This is a genomic window from Lysobacterales bacterium, from assembly GCA_016721845.1.
In the GTDB taxonomy this organism is placed as follows: domain Bacteria; phylum Pseudomonadota; class Gammaproteobacteria; order Xanthomonadales; family Ahniellaceae; genus JADKHK01.
Genome location: JADKHK010000013.1, coordinates 2,082,385 through 2,098,421 on the forward strand (window position 1 = coordinate 2,082,385; position 16,037 = coordinate 2,098,421).

At 63.9% G+C, this 16,037-nt stretch carries 13 protein-coding genes; all 13 read right to left on the reverse strand.

Annotated elements, in window-relative coordinates; genetic code table 11:
• Positions 1 to 2: 2 nt before the first annotated feature.
• Positions 3 to 1,850, reverse strand: a complete 1,848-nt coding sequence (locus IPP28_16870) for a hypothetical protein (protein MBL0042671.1) — start codon at positions 1,848 to 1,850, stop codon at positions 3 to 5.
• A 14-nt stretch (positions 1,851 to 1,864) separates the two neighbouring features.
• On the reverse strand, positions 1,865 to 2,788 hold the full coding sequence (locus IPP28_16875; protein ID MBL0042672.1) for a class I SAM-dependent methyltransferase: 924 nt from the start codon (positions 2,786 to 2,788) through the stop codon (positions 1,865 to 1,867).
• 33 nt (positions 2,789 to 2,821) lie between these two features.
• A complete protein-coding gene (locus IPP28_16880) occupies positions 2,822 to 3,634 on the reverse strand; it encodes a glycosyltransferase family 2 protein (protein ID MBL0042673.1) in 813 nt (270 codons plus the stop codon).
• Entirely contained in the window at positions 3,631 to 4,992 is a 1,362-nt protein-coding gene (locus tag IPP28_16885) for an ABC transporter ATP-binding protein (GenBank protein ID MBL0042674.1), read from the reverse strand. Before IPP28_16885 ends, IPP28_16880 begins: the two co-directional genes overlap by 4 nt.
• A gap of 683 nt (positions 4,993 to 5,675) precedes the next feature.
• On the reverse strand, positions 5,676 to 6,647 hold the full coding sequence (locus IPP28_16890; protein ID MBL0042675.1) for a peptidylprolyl isomerase: 972 nt from the start codon (positions 6,645 to 6,647) through the stop codon (positions 5,676 to 5,678).
• Positions 6,647 to 7,711, reverse strand: coding sequence for a hypothetical protein (locus tag IPP28_16895; GenBank protein MBL0042676.1), 1,065 nt, complete (start codon positions 7,709 to 7,711; stop codon positions 6,647 to 6,649). The genes IPP28_16890 and IPP28_16895 overlap by 1 nt, the downstream gene beginning before the upstream one ends.
• A 238-nt stretch (positions 7,712 to 7,949) precedes the next feature.
• Positions 7,950 to 9,674 carry a hypothetical protein gene (locus IPP28_16900; protein MBL0042677.1) on the reverse strand — a complete coding sequence of 575 codons (1,725 nt, stop codon included), beginning with the start codon at positions 9,672 to 9,674 and terminating at the stop codon, positions 7,950 to 7,952.
• Positions 9,675 to 9,737: 63 nt separating this feature from the next.
• On the reverse strand, positions 9,738 to 10,226 hold the full coding sequence (locus IPP28_16905) for a hypothetical protein (protein MBL0042678.1): 489 nt from the start codon (positions 10,224 to 10,226) through the stop codon (positions 9,738 to 9,740).
• Between the two features lie 26 nt (positions 10,227 to 10,252).
• Positions 10,253 to 12,661: a type II secretion system secretin GspD gene (gene gspD / locus IPP28_16910; protein ID MBL0042679.1), complete on the reverse strand. Its 2,409-nt coding sequence runs from the start codon at positions 12,659 to 12,661 to the stop codon at positions 10,253 to 10,255.
• Positions 12,662 to 12,673: 12 nt separating this feature from the next.
• A complete protein-coding gene (locus IPP28_16915) occupies positions 12,674 to 13,393 on the reverse strand; it encodes a hypothetical protein (protein MBL0042680.1) in 720 nt (239 codons plus the stop codon).
• Positions 13,390 to 14,016 (reverse strand): hypothetical protein, encoded by a 627-nt coding sequence (locus IPP28_16920; GenBank protein MBL0042681.1) that lies wholly within the window; start codon positions 14,014 to 14,016, stop codon positions 13,390 to 13,392. The genes IPP28_16915 and IPP28_16920 overlap by 4 nt, the downstream gene beginning before the upstream one ends.
• Entirely contained in the window at positions 13,994 to 15,145 is a 1,152-nt protein-coding gene (locus IPP28_16925) for a PilN domain-containing protein (protein MBL0042682.1), read from the reverse strand. The genes IPP28_16920 and IPP28_16925 overlap by 23 nt, the downstream gene beginning before the upstream one ends.
• Positions 15,145 to 16,035 (reverse strand): general secretion pathway protein GspK, encoded by an 891-nt coding sequence (locus tag IPP28_16930; protein ID MBL0042683.1) that lies wholly within the window; start codon positions 16,033 to 16,035, stop codon positions 15,145 to 15,147. Before IPP28_16930 ends, IPP28_16925 begins: the two co-directional genes overlap by 1 nt.
• Between the last annotated feature and the right edge of the window lie 2 nt (positions 16,036 to 16,037).

Below are 16,037 nucleotides of genomic sequence, written 5' to 3' on the forward strand. Positions count from 1 at the left end.
GATCACACCAATCGACCGCGACCGCCCAGATCGCGCGCCGCCTGCCAGATCTCGGGCCAGGCCCGCATCATCGCCGCGAAGCGCTGGAGGTCACGGCGCAGGTGGGCCGCGCACCCCGCCGCATCCAGATCGACCGGCCAGCCGGCAAGGCGCGGCGGACCGTCATACAACAGGGCCTTGGCATTGGCCTTGACCACGGACTGAAGGTCTGCCATCCAGTAGACGGGCGCCTTCGGACCGGCCGCGTTCGCGACCGATTGCAGTCGCTGGATGTGTCCGCTGTAGGTCGCCTGGAGATAGTCGCTGAGCATGCGCAGCAAATCGCGATCGGTTGCGGCCGCAAGATCGTCGAGCCGTGCTGCAGTCGCGGCAAGACGCGCCTGCGGCGTGCCGGCAAACAGGTCGTCCTCGCAACGCGCGAGGAAATCGACCAGGAAGTAGTTGAAGTTGCGCGCGACCGCGCCGCTGCCGGGTGCGTTGAACTTGTGCTCGCTGTCGCGCAGGTGACCGATGCTGGTCGGCAGGTGCAGCACACAGGAGGTGCCATCGAGGATGCGCGTGATCGCACCGAAGGTGCCATCTTCGCCGCGCTCGTCCGGCGCAACAAACGCCGGCAGCCGCGACAGGTCCTGCGCGAACGGCGTGAACGGCGTCGAGATCATCGTGGTCGCGCGATCCGGCCCCATCCAGACCTTGCCGGATTCGATCACCCGCAAATAGCGGTTGCGGTCTTGGTAGAGATCATGCGAACTGGCCGGATCGAGCAAGTACATCCAGTCGCTTGACACTGAGCCACTATGGCCGCGGTGACCGTTCATGGTCGCGACAATCCGCGCCTCCGGCACCAGGCGCGGCAGCCGCGACGGCGCGATGCGCCGCCATTGCTCGCGCGTCGGCACCAGATGCGACGCCTGTTCGAAGGCTCGACCGACTGGCGCACCGCAAAGATCGAGATGCCATTGCAGCAAATCGAAGTCGCCGTCATGACCACTGGCCATCGCGGTCTCGGTATCGGTGTAGAAGCGCACCGTCGACATCTCGTGCGCCTCGAACTCGATGCCATCCTGCAGGTCCGGATGCAACTTGAGCGGCAGCACGAAGTCGTCGTCGCCGAACAGGATGCGGCGACCGGCGCCGAGCAGCAGCGACAGATTCCAGCCACGGCCCGGACCGGTGCGCGGCTTGCCGTCGCGACTGCGCCCGATCAGGTCATCAAGCGCACCGCGATGCTGCGGCACGGCTGCTGCCAGGGTGTCGTGAATGCGCAGCCAGGCGTTCGCATCGACATGGCGCACGCTGGCACCACTGCGCTCGCCCTGCTCGCGCAACAGTCGCGCCTGCGTCGCTGCGGCCTCGGGCGAGCGCGAGTCGTCGACCACGGTCAGCGCCTGCGCCGCGTGCCCCCACTGCGTGTGCTGGTGCAGGGACTCGAGCAATCGCTGCAATTGCGCGGGACGATCGCAGGCGCGAACGTACAGGCCACCGGCCTCGGCCGGGCCCGGCGCGCTGGCGGCCGCTTCGATGTAATGCGACGCAAAATCCTCGGCGGCGACGATCAGCCCGCGTTCGACCAGTCCGTTGAAGACCCGGCGGATGCCGTCGACCGGCGCACCCGGCGTCGCCTGGCGGATCGCCTCGACGTGTTCGTCGGCGCTGCGGAACTCGCGACAGCGATCCAGCGCCGCGAGCACCTGGTGCGTCATCACGTGCGGCGCGTCTTCGTGACGCGGCCGGAAGATGCACTCGCCATTGCCGAGGTCGGCGACCTGCCCGGGCACAGTCGCGAACAGGGTCGCGTTCGGGTCGATCCTCGGCTTGGGGGTGACATCGAAATCGAAGCTGAATTCCATGGCCTGCGGGTCCGTCATTGACGGCCGAAGGGCCAGAAGCGCGAGGACCTGCGCGCACTGGCCGCAACGGCGGATTCGAGTTCCAGGATGCGCGTCCGCGCCTGTTCAAGCGCGGCCCGCGCCTCGGCCAACGCAGCGTCCTGCTCGGCCAGCACGACGCGGGCGCGCATGTTGCGGCGGGTTTCCTGCCGATAGTCGTCGTAGACCGACTCGGTTGCGTCGGCGAACAACGCGAGGCCCGGCAGCGCCGGCAAGTCGGCTTCGCGCTGCGCGCAGGCCGCGATGAAATACATCGGCGGCGCGCAGGCGTCGTTGTCGTAGCGGCCATCGGCGTGCGCGGTCTGCATCGCGGCATGCGTGCGCGGCCCGTCCAGCGACCAGACGGTCGAGTGGAACATCAGTCGCTGTCCATAGAGCCGCACGCAACGAAAGTGTCGCGACAACAGGGCGAGCAATTCATCGCGATACAACTCGCGGACGTGGAATTCGTTCTGGTAACCGGTGGCGTCGCTGTAGACCGCCTTGTCGGGCGAAGAGATCAGCGCGCAACCGCCCTCGGCAAGGGCGGCCGCGATGCCGCCGACCAGGCCATCCTGAGCCTCGACATGCTCCAGGGTCTCGAACGACAGCACCAGATCGAAGCGCTCGGCACCGGCGTCGAAGCGGGTGGCGTCAGCTTCGCGGAAGCTCAGGTTCGGCAACAGGCTGTAGCGGGATCGGGCATGCGCGATCGCTTCGGCGCTGACATCGACACCGGTTACCGTGCGCGCGACCGGTGCCAGGATCGCCGATCCATAGCCTTCACCGCAGGCGATGTCGAGCACGCGCTTGCCGGCAGCAATGGGGCGTGCCAACGCATAACGATGCACATGTTCATACCAGATCTCGCGCACGCACTCGGGCGTGAAGCGTTCACCGGTGAAGGGCATTTCTGGCACAACGGATTCCTTGGCTGCAGGTGGCGCGCGCGCTCAAGTCGCGGCGAGGTCAAGCCGGGCGGCAACCCGGGCACGAAGTTCGGCCAGCGGGTCGCGGGCGATGAAGTCGGCGACCCGCGCATTGTAGCCGGGATAACGCGCGGCCAAGCGCCTCAGGTTCTCTCCGCCGGGGCGCTCACCGGTCGCTGCGAATGACGCATGTCCGACATGGGCGACGTAGACCGACGGGCACAACACATTGCGCCAGCCATGGCCCGCCGCACGCTGGCACCAGTCATTCTCTTCGCCGTAGCCACGACCGAAGGTGGCCGCATCGAAGTCGCCGATCGCATTGATCGCGGCGCGCCGCATCCACATGCAGAAACCGACTGCAGTCGGCAAGTCCACCGCCACCGCTTCCTCGACTGCAAACGCGCCGGCCCAGGCATCGACGTCCGCTGGCACCGGATTGGCCAGGCAGAACAGCGGGAACGAGCAGATCTCGGCATGGTTCGAGAACGGCGTGACCGAAGCGATGCGGGGATCGGTCGCGGCGCAGGACGCGATGCGCGCCAGGAATCCGGGCGTCGGCACGGTGTCGGAATTCAGCAGCAGGACGTCGCCCTCGGTCTCCGCCAGTCCGCGGTTCACGCTGCCGACGAAACCGAGATTATGCAGATTGCGCAGCAGTCGCGTGCGCGGGCGCGAAGCGGCAAACGCGTCAAGCAAGGGCACGATCGCGGAATCGGTCGAAGCGTCGTCGATCAGCAACACCTCGGTGTCGGCGTCGACGGCGCGCGCCAAGGCCGCGAGGCAGGCCGATGTCTCGTGGATCGCGTTGTAGACCGGAACCAGAATCGCGGTCACGCGCGATGCCAATGGTGCGAGAGACGAACCAAGCCGACCTCACGGCTGCGCCCGGTCACGACGATCGTGCGCTCAACGGTGTCGAACAGGCGGATCGCCTCCGGATCCATTGCGTGCAAAGCCACGACATACGTGCCGGGCAGCAAGGCCAGATCGGGATAGCGGATGGAGAAGCGAAATGTGCGTTCGCCGATCCGGATCGGCGTGACGCCTTCGAGTTCGCTGGAGACGCCGTACACCGGCGTACCGTCATGGCGTTTCAGACCCACGGCCAGCACCGGGACACGGCCATCGGCGCTGTACACGGTCACGTCGACATCGAGCAGGGCCTGCATCGGAAGGACCACCGGCACGTCCAGCGGCTCGCCGTTGATCGCGACCTCGGTGACCGCATAGTCACCGGTCGCCGTCGCCTGTCGCGCCTCGGCGCGCTGCTGGGCCGACTTGCGTTCGTGCCAGGCCAGATAGCGCTGGCTGACCTCGAACACGTCGCCATAGGCCTCGACGCGGCCATGATGCAGCCAGAGCGCATGTTTGCAGAGCTTCTGCACGTGGTACATGCTGTGGCTGACGAGGAGCAGCGTGCCGCCTTCGCGCAGGAAGCCCTCGATCCAGGCGATGCATTTCTTCTGGAAGGACTCGTCGCCGACCGCGAGCACTTCGTCTGTGATCAGCAGGTCCGGTTTCGCCGATGCGACGACGGCAAATCCGAGTCGGACCTTCATGCCGGAGGAATAGTGTTTCACCGGTTCATCGATGTAATCGCCGAGCTCGGCGAACTCGATCACCTGCTGCACCTTGGACTCGATGTCGCCGGCGGCCATGCCCAGCAGGAGCGCATTCATGCGGATGTTGTCGCGGCCGCTGTAGTCCGGATGAAAGCCGGCACCGAGTTCCAGCAAGGGTGCAACACTGCCATGCAACTGCACGGAACCGGTGCTGGGTTCGGCGATGCCGCAGATCATCCGCAGCAGGGTGGATTTGCCGGCACCATTCTCGCCGATCAGTGCCAGCGATTCGCCGCGCCGCAGGGTGAAGCCGATGTCATCGAGGATCTGCGTGTGCAGCCGGTACGGTCGACCGAGAATGGCATCCCAGACTGAACTGATGCGGTCGCGACGCCGATGCACGCGCGGATAGCGCTTGCCGACCGCGCGCACGGCCAGCAGCACGTCGTCGCCACTCACAGGAAATCCTCGATGCGGGCGAGGAAGCGGCGCGCCGTCAGTGTCGCAAACAAGACCAGCATTCCGGTGAAGACCGCTGGCCCCCAAAATGCGGACAGGTTCGTCTCGCCGTGCAGGAGTCCGGCCCGCAGCGCCTCGATCAGGCCGGTCATCGGGTTGAATGCCAGCCATTGCCCGAGATCGGGGCGCAGCGTGCTTCGATCGAAGAAGATCGGCGTCAGCAGCATCCAGAACGTCAGGACCTGCGGCAACAAGGTGCCGACGTCGCGGAAAAACACGTTCAAGGGCGCCAGCACCATGCCCAGCGCGGACGCGTTCAACACGATCATCAGATAGGCGGCCAGTGCGGTCCACCAGCCCATTCCGAGCACCGTCTTGCCCATCAGGGTCAACATCACGACGACCAGTGCGAAAGAAGCGGTATGTATCAGCGCGGCGCCCAAGGTCGGGACCAGCACCAGCCAGCCGCGCGGGATTGCGATCTGGCCGATCAAGGCAGCGTTTCCGCTCAGCGCCGTGGTGCCGCGCGACAGTGAGTCGGCGAATGCATGCCAGGGCCACATGCCGATGGCCAAAAACGCGATCACGTCACCGCCGACGCGATTACCGAAGCGCGCACCCAGCAGTTCCACGAACACAAAGGCGTAGATCGCCAACAGCAACACCGGCGTGATCAGCACCCAGGCCAGACCGCCGAGCGTGCTCAGGTAACGCTCGCGCAATTCACGACCGAGCAACGCCAGCGCGAGCTGTCTTGAGTTCAAAGGGATCGCTCCAATTCGCGCAATCCAGGCGGAAGTGCAATCCGGGAACAGACAGCGCCGAGTACCGTCTGTTCCCCGCCTCGGACCGGATTACTTGGCGTCGGTCTGCTCCGGCTCAGACGGCGCAGGTGCGGCGGCCGCCGGAGCCATCTCGATCTTGCCGTAGCGCTCACGCAACGGCGCCACGCTCTCCTCGCTCGCTTCGACAGGAAGCGACTTCAGCTTGTCGACGTGATCCGCCTGCGCCTTGCGAAGGAAGTTCTCGCGCTCGTTCGCCACCATTTGTTCCTTGATCTCTTCCCAGGTGTAGGGCTTGCCGGGGATGCGACTGCGCAACTGGATCAGGTGATAGCCAAACTCGGTCTTGACGGGTTCGGACAAGTCACCGGGATTGGCGAGACCATGCACGGCCGCGGCAAACTCCGGAACGAAGTTGTTCGGATCATAGTTTTCGTACAGACCCTTGTTGCTGGCAACGCCCGGATCGTCGGAATTGGCCTTCGCCAAATCTTCGATGGTGGCTTTGCCGGCGGCGATGTCGGCCTTCCACTGCTGCAACAGGGCCTTGGCTTCCTCTTCGGTACGTTTGCTGGTGTCGAGCAGGATATGCGCGACCGTCACGGTCTCACGCGTCTTGTATCCATCGCGATTGGAGAGGTACTTCTCCTTCGCGAGCTGCTCCAGATTCGGCACCGCGGTGTGCTCGCGAACATAGTCCAGCTGATGGCGCATCAAGACCACTTCTGCCGCCTGCATCAGCTCACGCTGAACGATCGGGTCTTTGTCCAAACCCAACTCACGCGCTTCGATGGCGAGATTGCGGCGCAACAGCAAGTGGCTGAGCAGTTGCTGGATGCGCTTTGGGCTGTCAATGAAGGCTGGCCGCTCCTTGGGTGGCATCGACGCCAAGTGCGCGTCGACGTCGATGGCCCATACGTCCGCCTTCCCTTGTTTCGCGATCAGATAGTCCTCTTGCTGCGGAGCGCTTGCTGCAGCGACCAACTCATCTGCCCGCGCTGCGCCGAACGACAGCGCAGCGATGACAAGAACGATCAACCGCATCAGTTAGCTCCCACCGCAACCAGCCACGTGCAATAGGTAGCCGCACAGGTGTTGGTCGTCCAGGTTCCATGATCCGCCGCGACCACGTTCAGATAGTAGGTCTTGTTCGGATCCAGATAGCAGTACCAGCCGGGATTGCTGGCAGGCTTCGTCCCGATTTTCCAAGTGATGCCGCCGGTTTCCACGCCACTGGCTTTGCAGTTGGCGTCAACCACCCAATCGAAGTCGCCGGGGCACGGACTGATTTGCGCCGAGAACGTGGCCGCAGAGGCCGCCGCCCACGAAATGCCGCCGGTCGATCCGATCGAAGCATTTGCGCCAGTCGTCGTGAAGCTCATCGCGGCATACTTGCCTGCGTCCAGGAACAAGCGCGCAACTTCGCTGGGCGAGTTGAAATGATCACCCATCAAAGGCACGTAGCCGGTCAGGCTGATTGTGCTGTTGAGCGGGAACTCGCTGTTCTGCTGATTCAGCGTACCGCCCTGATTGTAATTGACCATCGAGCTCTGCAGGAGCAGTCCCGTCGGCGGAGGACGATTGGTGCACTCTGTGTTGGGCGGAATCGTCTGCGTGGCAACGTTGACCGATACCGTCGAGCTCGTTGTCGAGCTGACCGAGTTGGTGCAGGTCACCGAGAACGAGTAGCTGCCCGAGGCCGTCAGATTGATGGTGGTCGGACTGGTGACACTGTTGCCGTTCCAACCGCTGATGCCGCTGGAGGACGCGGTGCAAGTCGGTGTCGGGGTACCCGTCACCGTCCAGCTCAAGGTCACGGATCCGCCGCCGAACGGGAGGGACGCCGAGCTAGGCGTCAACGGCGAAGTAAATGCCGGCGCACCCACCTGGACTTGCCCCGCCGGGCACCAACCATCGCTGGATGTGCCGACATCGGCGACCGGGTCAACCGTGATGTCGCCGGTGGCCGGACTAACCGTCACGCTGCCGGTGACTGGAATGCGGTGATAACGATAATTGCCGGCTGTGCCGAGCTTCAGGACAAGGTCTCCTGCCGTAGCGGAGCCACAAAACGCCAGCAATACAAGGGCTTTTGCGCGAATATTCATGTGTTACCTCTCTGATCTGGGGAGATCATAGCAGTTGAAAGTTAAGCGAACATTAGCAGGAGTCAAGGGGAATCAACTTATTGCAAGCACCAATGGCTGGGCGCCATCGGTCGATTCAGTCGAATGACGCATTTCGGCACCGCATCCCCCAGCGGAGCCCATCACCCATTCGCTTCAATTTCCCCCAAAAAAAAGCCCCGCCGAAGCGGGGCTTTTCATGACTTCCAACTTCGCTCAATTACGGAGCGACGGGGGTCGTCGGGCAAGCAATAGCGGCAGTCGCGCCACTCGGAACCACGCAGCGCGAAGCCTTGTGGCGCCAGATACCGGCGAAGTTCGCCAGCACGCTGGTGGTCTGGGTGTTTTCAGCCCAGAAACCGGTGACCGGCATACCGGTGTAACGGGTACCGTTCGCGTCAGGACGGCTGAGGTGCAGGTTCATCGGGGCGGCAGAGTCGTCCCAGAAGCGCATCTTCATCCAGCCTTCGGTGAAGCCGTAGTCGCCGACCGGAACGTTGGCAGCGAGCTTCGAGCCCAGAACCAGCGTTTCGCCAGTGATGGCAAACGTCGCATCAAAACCACTCGGCTGGTCGAAGGTCACGACCTGCGCTTCCCAATACAGCTGGGGAGTGGTGATGGTGCCCGGCAGCGTCGGCGAGAAGTCGACGCAACCATCTTCGCCGCCATCCAAGCAATCTGACGAACCGTCGTCTTCTTCACGGTTGTAGACAGCCAGACGGATATCGACCGGTGCCTTACCTGCGCCGTCCGGCGAACCGGCGAACACATTCTGGAACGGAACGATGGCCGGAGACGGCTTGTCGACGTAGCGGTTCTTGGTCGGGAAGGTCACAACCCATTCCGAAGCCAGGATCGGCGTACCGGTGCTGTCTTTCAGCACGGCGTATTCATTGAAGATCGCGTCGTGCATGTAGACGGCCGAGACTGCATCGATGGCGTTAGCCGGCGAGTGCGAGGTCTGGACCAGGCTGCCGTTGTCGAACACGGTCGCGTCAGCACCCGACGAGGTCGGGAAGTTGGCGTCGGCCAGCGACGGCTGCGTGGTACCCGGAGCGCGATGCAGACGGGTCACGGTGAAGCCATCGATCGCGTCCGGCGCGTAGGTCAGCTGCGTGCCGTTGGCGAAGTCGACGATCGCGGCTGCGCCGAACAGGCCGCCACCACCGTTTTCGACGGTCGGAGCAACGACGTCAGCTGCACCATTCGACTCGCTCCAGTAATCGGCCGCCGAACTCGAGTTCGTCCAGGCCGTCACGACCTGCGGGCAATTGTCCGGAATACCGAGGCCGTCATGGGTGATCGCGGCCAGGCTGCCTTCGGCGTAGCCGTTGGCTGCATTCAGCACGATGCCCATTTCGATGACTTCAAGATGACCTTCGCGGGTGCGATCCAGACCATTCGGGCCGGCGTCATTGAAGTTCGAACCGCCGAAAGCAACCAGGTTGTTGTACTGGAAGTTACGGAAGGCGACATAACGGAGGCCGTTGTTGATCGGCAGCGTCGTGTTGGTCTTGATCGCCGGGACCGTGCAGCTGTTGTCGTTGGTCGTCAGGTTCGCCGGACCGGTAGCGGTAATGGAGAACACGCCGCCCGTCCACACGTCATACGGCGACAGGTAGAGGTTGAAGTCGAGTACTTCGCGGCTGTTACGGCCTTCAACGAAGCGGACCTTGACTGCCTTGCCGTGTTCCGTCGTGTTGACGATCGACACAAGCGTCTGGTTGCCACCGTTGACGGTGTAGTAGGGGTAAATCAGAACCTGGCCGAGGCCATCGGGGTTCAGGTTCACGGCGTTGGCGACGCTCGCGATGCCCGCCACACCGGCGATGCCCGCGATGACCGCGTTCGTCAGGGCGTTCTTTTTCATCACAACACTCCTAAATTTGACCACAGGGCTTTTGCTTGCGACTGACTCGTCCTGATCAGCTTCTTCGGCCGCCAAGGAACAGAGCTACGCAACAGCAATCGTAATGCTAGAGGAAGGCTCGGATCAATGCAAGCCACCTTATCGAGCATTCTTGGGCAGATGGTACCAGACGCCATCGAACTGCAACCATTTCTCCTCGATGACGGAGGACGCTTCCTGCACGCCGGGGATTCCCGGCAGTTTGGTTTCCGCCACGATTTGCACACTGACCGTGCACGTGCTGGCGTCGTCACATTGGCGATCCATGTACTTGCCGGCAGTCCACTTGATCTGGCGGGCCTTCAGCCAATCGGCGTATTGGGCTGCGGTTTCAGTCTGGCGATAACCGGGGGTCAGGTAGGTATAGGCGCGAGCGGCGTCGCCGGCCACCAACAACTTCCAGCGGTCGGTCACGCGGCGCTCGATCGGCGCCGTCGGGTCTTCGGAAACCGCATTGGTGTCGTTGCCAATCGGCGCTGCCGTGGCGTCCGAACTCTCGGTCTTCGTCGCCGGCGCGGATGCGCAAGCGGACAACAAAGCAATTGCTGCGGCGGCGGCCAGTACACGCAGATTGATGGCTTGATTCATGTCGTGATCCTCTTGTGGTTCGGGCTTCAGGGCAACTTCTTGAGCAGCGGCTTCAGGCCCTTGAAGCGTTCGCGATAATCGTCGGTCAGGGCCTGAGCAGACTCGGCACTATCGATTACAGTGGGCGTGATCAGCACCAGCAACTCCTGGCGCAGATAGTTTTTTCCGGAGCTCCCGAAGAGCTTGCCGATCAGTGGAATTCGGCTCAGTCCGGGAACGCCGGAGTTCGATTCGCCAGTAGTTTCGCGAATCAGTCCGCCAAGCAGCACGGTCTGCCCGCTTTGAACGGCAATCTCGGTGTCGATGGTGCGCTGGTTCACGGCCACGTTGCCGGTCGCATCCGCCGTACCTTCGGGAGTGCTTTCCTCCTGCGAAATCTCCAGATAGACCAATCCACCCGGATTGACGCGCGGCGTGACATCAAGCTTGATGCCGGTATCGCGGAACTGGACGTAGCTCTGGTTGTAGTTGCCGGTGACACCGCCCGTGTTGGTGCCGGTTCCGTTGTCGGTGCCCAATCCGGAATTGACGCCATAGGGATTGAAGACCGCGCTCACGACCGGGATCTGCTTGCCGACGTTGATCGACGCATCCTTGTTGTTGAGCACAACCAGCGAAGGCGCCGAGAGGACTCGGGTGTTCGTCATCTTCTGCAAGGTCGACAGCAATGCCTCGGTCTCGATATTGAGGAAGGTCCAAGCGAGACCATTGGCCCCGCTGGCTGAACCGGCAAAACTGTTCCAGGCATCGCGCGACGGATTGCTCCGGCGTCCATTGCGGTAAGCGCTCTCCGGACTGCCGTTGCTGGCATTTTCGAAGAACCATTTCACACCGAAGGCAAGGTCATCGGTGAGATCCACCTGCAGCACCTTGGCCTCGATGTGCACCTGCAGCGGCACGATATCGAGACGCTTGATCGCGCCGAGAATGGAGTCGTATTCGCCCGGGGTGGCGCGAATCATCAAGGCGTTGCTCTCTTCGATCGAGGTGATGCGGATCTCGTCGCTCTGCACGATCGAGATGCCGTCATTGCCGCTGGCCGGGCGCGGTGCACTCGCCGGCTTGGCTGCATTGTTCTTGTTGTCGGAGGTTTTGATCTCGACCGATTCGACGCCCGGAACGACGCCGCCGACACCGCTCGGCCCATTCGACGACGTGCGCGAACTGGTCTGGCCAGTAAAGATCTCGGTCAGCTTCTCGCTCAGATCGACCGCTTTCACGTTCTTCACGTAATAGACGTAGAGCTGGCTACCGGATTCACTGCCACCACGGTCGAGCTTGCGCAACCAGGCCTCGGCATCGTCGAGGTAATCGGGCTGCGGCGTGATCACCAGCACGGCATTGATGCGTTCGATCGGCAGGAAGCGGAACAATCCAGCCAATGGCGTCGGGCCGCCTTCGCCGAAGATCTTTTCGATCTCGGGCACGACCGTGCTGGCCTCCACGCGCTCCAGCGGGAACACGCCGACCGACATGCCGGCCAGCCAGTCGACATCGAAGATCTCGATGGTCTGCAGATAGGCTTCGAGGTCGGCACGGGTGCCGGCGATCAGGATCATCGCGCGGGTATTGTCGGCCTTGATGATCGAACCCTGGCGCGCGTAAGGCTGCAGCATTTCCTGCATCGCCGTGGCCGAAATGAACTTCAGCGGCACTGCGCGGATTTCATAGCCGCGCGCTTCCAGCGCCGGTCCGGTGCGCGGGATCAGATTGCCGGGAATCGCCTGCGACACCGGCAGCACCGTGTAGCGGCCGTCCTTGTAGACGAGCGTGGCGTTGTTCCACGCCAGCAGCATTTCCAGCACGCCCATCGCCTGGTCCATGCTGATCGGCTTGGCCGTCGCAAACGTGACCTGGCCCTGGACGCCCGGCGCAACGACATAGTTCTGGCCCAGCAGGTCGCCGAGGATGGCCTTGATCACCGCCTGCAGCGATTCACCCTCGAAATTGAAGACGACATCGCCGCCTTGGGCGGGATCGGGTGGACGCCGACTTGCAGCAGATTCATTGATGAAGATACCGGTGCCGCGCTCAACAGCACGGCGCGAGTCCTCAGCCGGCGTCTCGTCGGTGTCGACTGTCGCTATCGCGCCGTTCTCGGGCACCGCGATCGCCGCTGGGGGTGTTGCCGTCGTCGCCGGTGCAGCATCCTTCGGCTCGGGAACGGGAACGATGGCGGCAGGCGCGATCGGCGCTTCCTGCGCGGCGGCCGGTGCCGCCGGTACCGGTTCGGCTACTACCGCTGGCGGCAATTCGGCCGGAAGTTGGGCAACCTCGGTTGAACCGGAAGCAACCGGCTGCGCGACTTGGCCCACGGCGGGCTGCTCGGCCTCGGTCGGCGCAGGCGCCGACGGCATGCCGTCGGCCCAGGCCGCGACCGACCAGACCAAGGCCACGCCTGCCAGCGTCAGGTTTCGGATTACGAGTTTCGGCACGTCTCTACTCCATCAATTCGTCTGTTCCGAGCGCATGCGCTCGGCTTCCTCGCGCAACTGGCGCCGACGCTCTTCAATGCGACGACGGATTTCTTCGGCGTGTGCCTGGCTCGCCGCATCGTTTTCGACGGCGGGCGCAGTCGCTGGTGGCTGATTGATCGGCGAAACCGGCGCATCCTTGGCCGGCTCGGGGCCCGCCGCCGGCACCTTCTGGACGCCCGAGGACGATTCGTTCACGGCCAACTCGAGCGCCTGTCGACCGAGCCCCTGGCCCTCGAACGTCGCACCTCGGGGACTGACTTCGACCAGCTTCCAGCCATTTTGTTCACCGGCCAGCGGACGGCCGATGCGGATGACCTCGGATTCGCCGGTGTCATTGTTCTTGACGATGGCCAGCTTCACGTCCGGGGTCATGATGATGCTGGTCAAGGTCGCATTGAGCGGCTTGGCCGTCGCCTCCCCCGCCGTGTCGCTGGCGTTCGCATCGGCGCTGACCGGCGTCGGCTTGCGATCCTCGTTGAAGATCGGGCGATCCAGCACGACCGCATAATCGCCCCAGGCTTCCAGCTTGAAGGTCTCGCGTTTCAGCGTCAGTGGCGCCGCCGGTTCGCCGCGCACCGATTCGGGCAGGGCATAACCCGCGCCCAAACCGAAGCGCTGCGCCAGATCGAGTCCACCGAAGGTGCCGGCCAGCGTCAACAGGCCGATGCTGATGCGTCGCGCCGGTGTCATGACTTGCGGTCCTCCGCCGTCTTGGCCGGACCCGGCTTGCGGATGAAGCCGAACAGGTCGAAGCGGATGTCGAGGTAATTGCTGAGCTTGTTCTGTCCGGGCACCAGATAACCCTGCTGGCGGAAAATCGCGAGTTCTTCGATGAACAGGACCGGGCTCGCGCTCTCCAGGTCATAGAGGATGCCGGCGAACGGCTCTAGGTCGCAGCGCAGGCGGACCTTGATGACCACGCGTTCGAACGGATCCGGTTCGGTCGAACGCGAATACTGATTCATGATGATCTGACAGCGCTGCGGATCAGGCGCATGGCTGCTGACGATCTGCTTCAGACGCTGGGTCAGGCCCGCGGCCGCGGCATCGAAATCGCCTTCAGGCAGGAACGCCGGATTGCCGGCCTCGAACTCGCGCACGTCCGCCAGTTGGCGATCGATCAGCGGCTTCTGGTCGGCCTTGGCCTTGAAGCGCGCATATTGGTCGCGCAGGTCGGACATTTCCGACGCGATCTCGAGATGGCGTTCGGTGAACCACCAGTGCACGCCGAACAGGTAGACCACGGCGGCGGCGATCAGGGCCAGCAGCAACGCGAGGAAGCGACCGTTCTCAGCCTTGGGCAGGAGCTGCATCAGCGCCCTCCGCGGACTTCACGCGGGCGCGCGCCTGAATCATGAACTGTTCCTTCTGGGTGCGCTGGTCCGGCGTGATGGCGCCCTGCAGGGCCGGTCCTTCGATCAGGGTCGACTTCTGCAGGATCGTGATCAGGGCCGAAGCTTCGGCGCTCACGCCCTGGATCTGCACTTCGCCGCGATTCACCGACAACCGCTGCAGCGCGGTATTTTCCGGCAGACGTTCGGTCAGGTCGCGCACCAAGTCGATGGCGACCGGATGCGTCTGCTTCATTTCGGTCAGGAAATTTGCACCCGAGACCGCCTCCGCAAGCTCCTTTTCCAGCGCGCCGACACGACGTGCCTCGACCTTGATGCCGTCGACCTCGGCCTGCAGGTCTTCGAGCGCCCGTTCGCGATTGCGGATCGACGTCGACATGGCCGTCCAGGCCAGCACGACGACCGCGGCCGCGAGCATCCAGTTCAGGAAACGGTCGCGTTGCGACCGTTCGCCACGCGCTTCCTGCGGCAACAGGTTGTAGCCGTTGCGGCGTCCATCGGAGGCCAGCGTATCGATCGCGTCCAGCGCCAGTCCGGCCGCTTGCACCGGCGCCAGCGCCGCGTCCACGGCGGCACGCGGTGCGATCAGCAGATCGATGCCGATCTGTCGGCCAGTCACGTCGCGACGCACGATGCGGTGATCGAAGCGCACCTGCTCCGGCTTGAACGGTGTCTGCCGGTCCATCTCGAAAGCCAGCACCTGGGCCAGATTGTCCTCGGCCGCCAGCGGCAGCGACAAATGCCGTTCGAGCACCCCGCGACCCGCCAACACCAGCACCAGATCGGCCGGCACTTCGCTGCGCGCACGCAAGCGCGTGACTGCGGACTGCCAGTCTTCCGGCGCGGCATCGGCGGGCAGCGCGATGCCGTCGGCCGCGTCATCACCCGGGATGCGCCGAACCGTCCAGCCGCCTTCCGCCACTCGCTCGACGCGCAACTCGTCACGCCGCTCGACCAAGGCCGAACGCAGGCGTTCCGGCAGCAATGCAGCCAGTTCCTGGCCCCACCAGTCGAGGAACCGGCGCAGCCCGCTATTGCGGTAAGCGGTTCGCCAGCGGGCGAGTCGCTTGCTGAGAATATTGTCGGGCATCAACCGGCGCTCCCTTCGCGCCATTGCAGAATGGTGTAGGCACGCGCACCAGCGGCACCGCCCAATCGGATCGTGGCGTCCACCTGGGTCCACGCCCCATTCGCCAGAGTGGCTTTGGATCGGACAGTATAGGTGACGCCGCCGCCGCCGGTCAGCAGGGGCGTGCCATCGGGCAGCGTCAGGGTGGCCCCGGCCGGGTCACCCGGCTGGATTTGCGAACGCATCGCGATCATTTGCTCGGCCATTTGCGGGCTCATGCCCGGAAAGCTGGACAACACCGCCAACGAGGCCGAGCCGGCGTTCGGCTGCGCCGACCCGCCCCAGATCGTCAGATCCGGCTCCAGTCGGCGGTACAGCTCGTAGTCCATGCCCATCACCTGCTGCAGCTCGCCCACGGTCTGGAAACCGTTGTCGGCGGCACCGTAGGGATAGCCCTCGCGCTCGTAGTCGACATCTTCGGCCCCCATCGGCTGGGTCAGATCATCGGCGTCGCGCCAGTCGAGCACGGCGTCGGCGATTTGCTGGGCGAACTGTTCATCCAGTCCGGATGCCACCAGGAATCGCTGCAGCACCGGTCCGTCCACCGCATTGAGGTCGATCTTGCCGGACTCGTCCTGGACGGCGACATTGATCTTCGCGCCCTCGAACTCGAAATCGTAGCCGCGGCCATCGCTGGCCCAGCGCGTCAGCGGGTCCGGATTGCGCAGCTCCCAAATCGCCCGCGAGATCCCGACTTCGGCCATGTAGCGGGCACGCGTCGATTCGGCCAGATGGCGCGCCTGCAAGGCCTCGGTCCGGGCGATGACCGCGAAACCGGCCAACAGCACGGCCAGCAGCAGCAGTACCCAGATGACCACGATGAACGCGATGCCGCGGGAAGCAGAGCGCATCG

Excerpts from the sequence above, each read along its gene's own strand:
- IPP28_16870 (MBL0042671.1), bottom strand. The coding sequence starts at position 1,850 with ATGGAATTCAGCTTCGATTTCGATGTCACCCCCAAGCCGAGGATCGAC.
- IPP28_16885 (MBL0042674.1), bottom strand. The coding sequence starts at position 4,992 with ATGGCTGGCATTCAACCCGATGACCGGCCTGATCGAGGCGCTGCGGGC.
- IPP28_16890 (MBL0042675.1), bottom strand. The coding sequence starts at position 6,647 with ATGCGGTTGATCGTTCTTGTCATCGCTGCGCTGTCGTTCGGCGCAGCG.
- IPP28_16895 (MBL0042676.1), bottom strand. The coding sequence starts at position 7,711 with ATGAATATTCGCGCAAAAGCCCTTGTATTGCTGGCGTTTTGTGGCTCC.
- IPP28_16905 (MBL0042678.1), bottom strand. The coding sequence starts at position 10,226 with ATGAATCAAGCCATCAATCTGCGTGTACTGGCCGCCGCCGCAGCAATT.
- IPP28_16915 (MBL0042680.1), bottom strand. The coding sequence starts at position 13,393 with ATGACACCGGCGCGACGCATCAGCATCGGCCTGTTGACGCTGGCCGGC.
- IPP28_16920 (MBL0042681.1), bottom strand. The coding sequence starts at position 14,016 with ATGCAGCTCCTGCCCAAGGCTGAGAACGGTCGCTTCCTCGCGTTGCTG.
- IPP28_16925 (MBL0042682.1), bottom strand. The coding sequence starts at position 15,145 with ATGCCCGACAATATTCTCAGCAAGCGACTCGCCCGCTGGCGAACCGCT.
- IPP28_16930 (MBL0042683.1), bottom strand. The coding sequence starts at position 16,035 with ATGCGCTCTGCTTCCCGCGGCATCGCGTTCATCGTGGTCATCTGGGTA.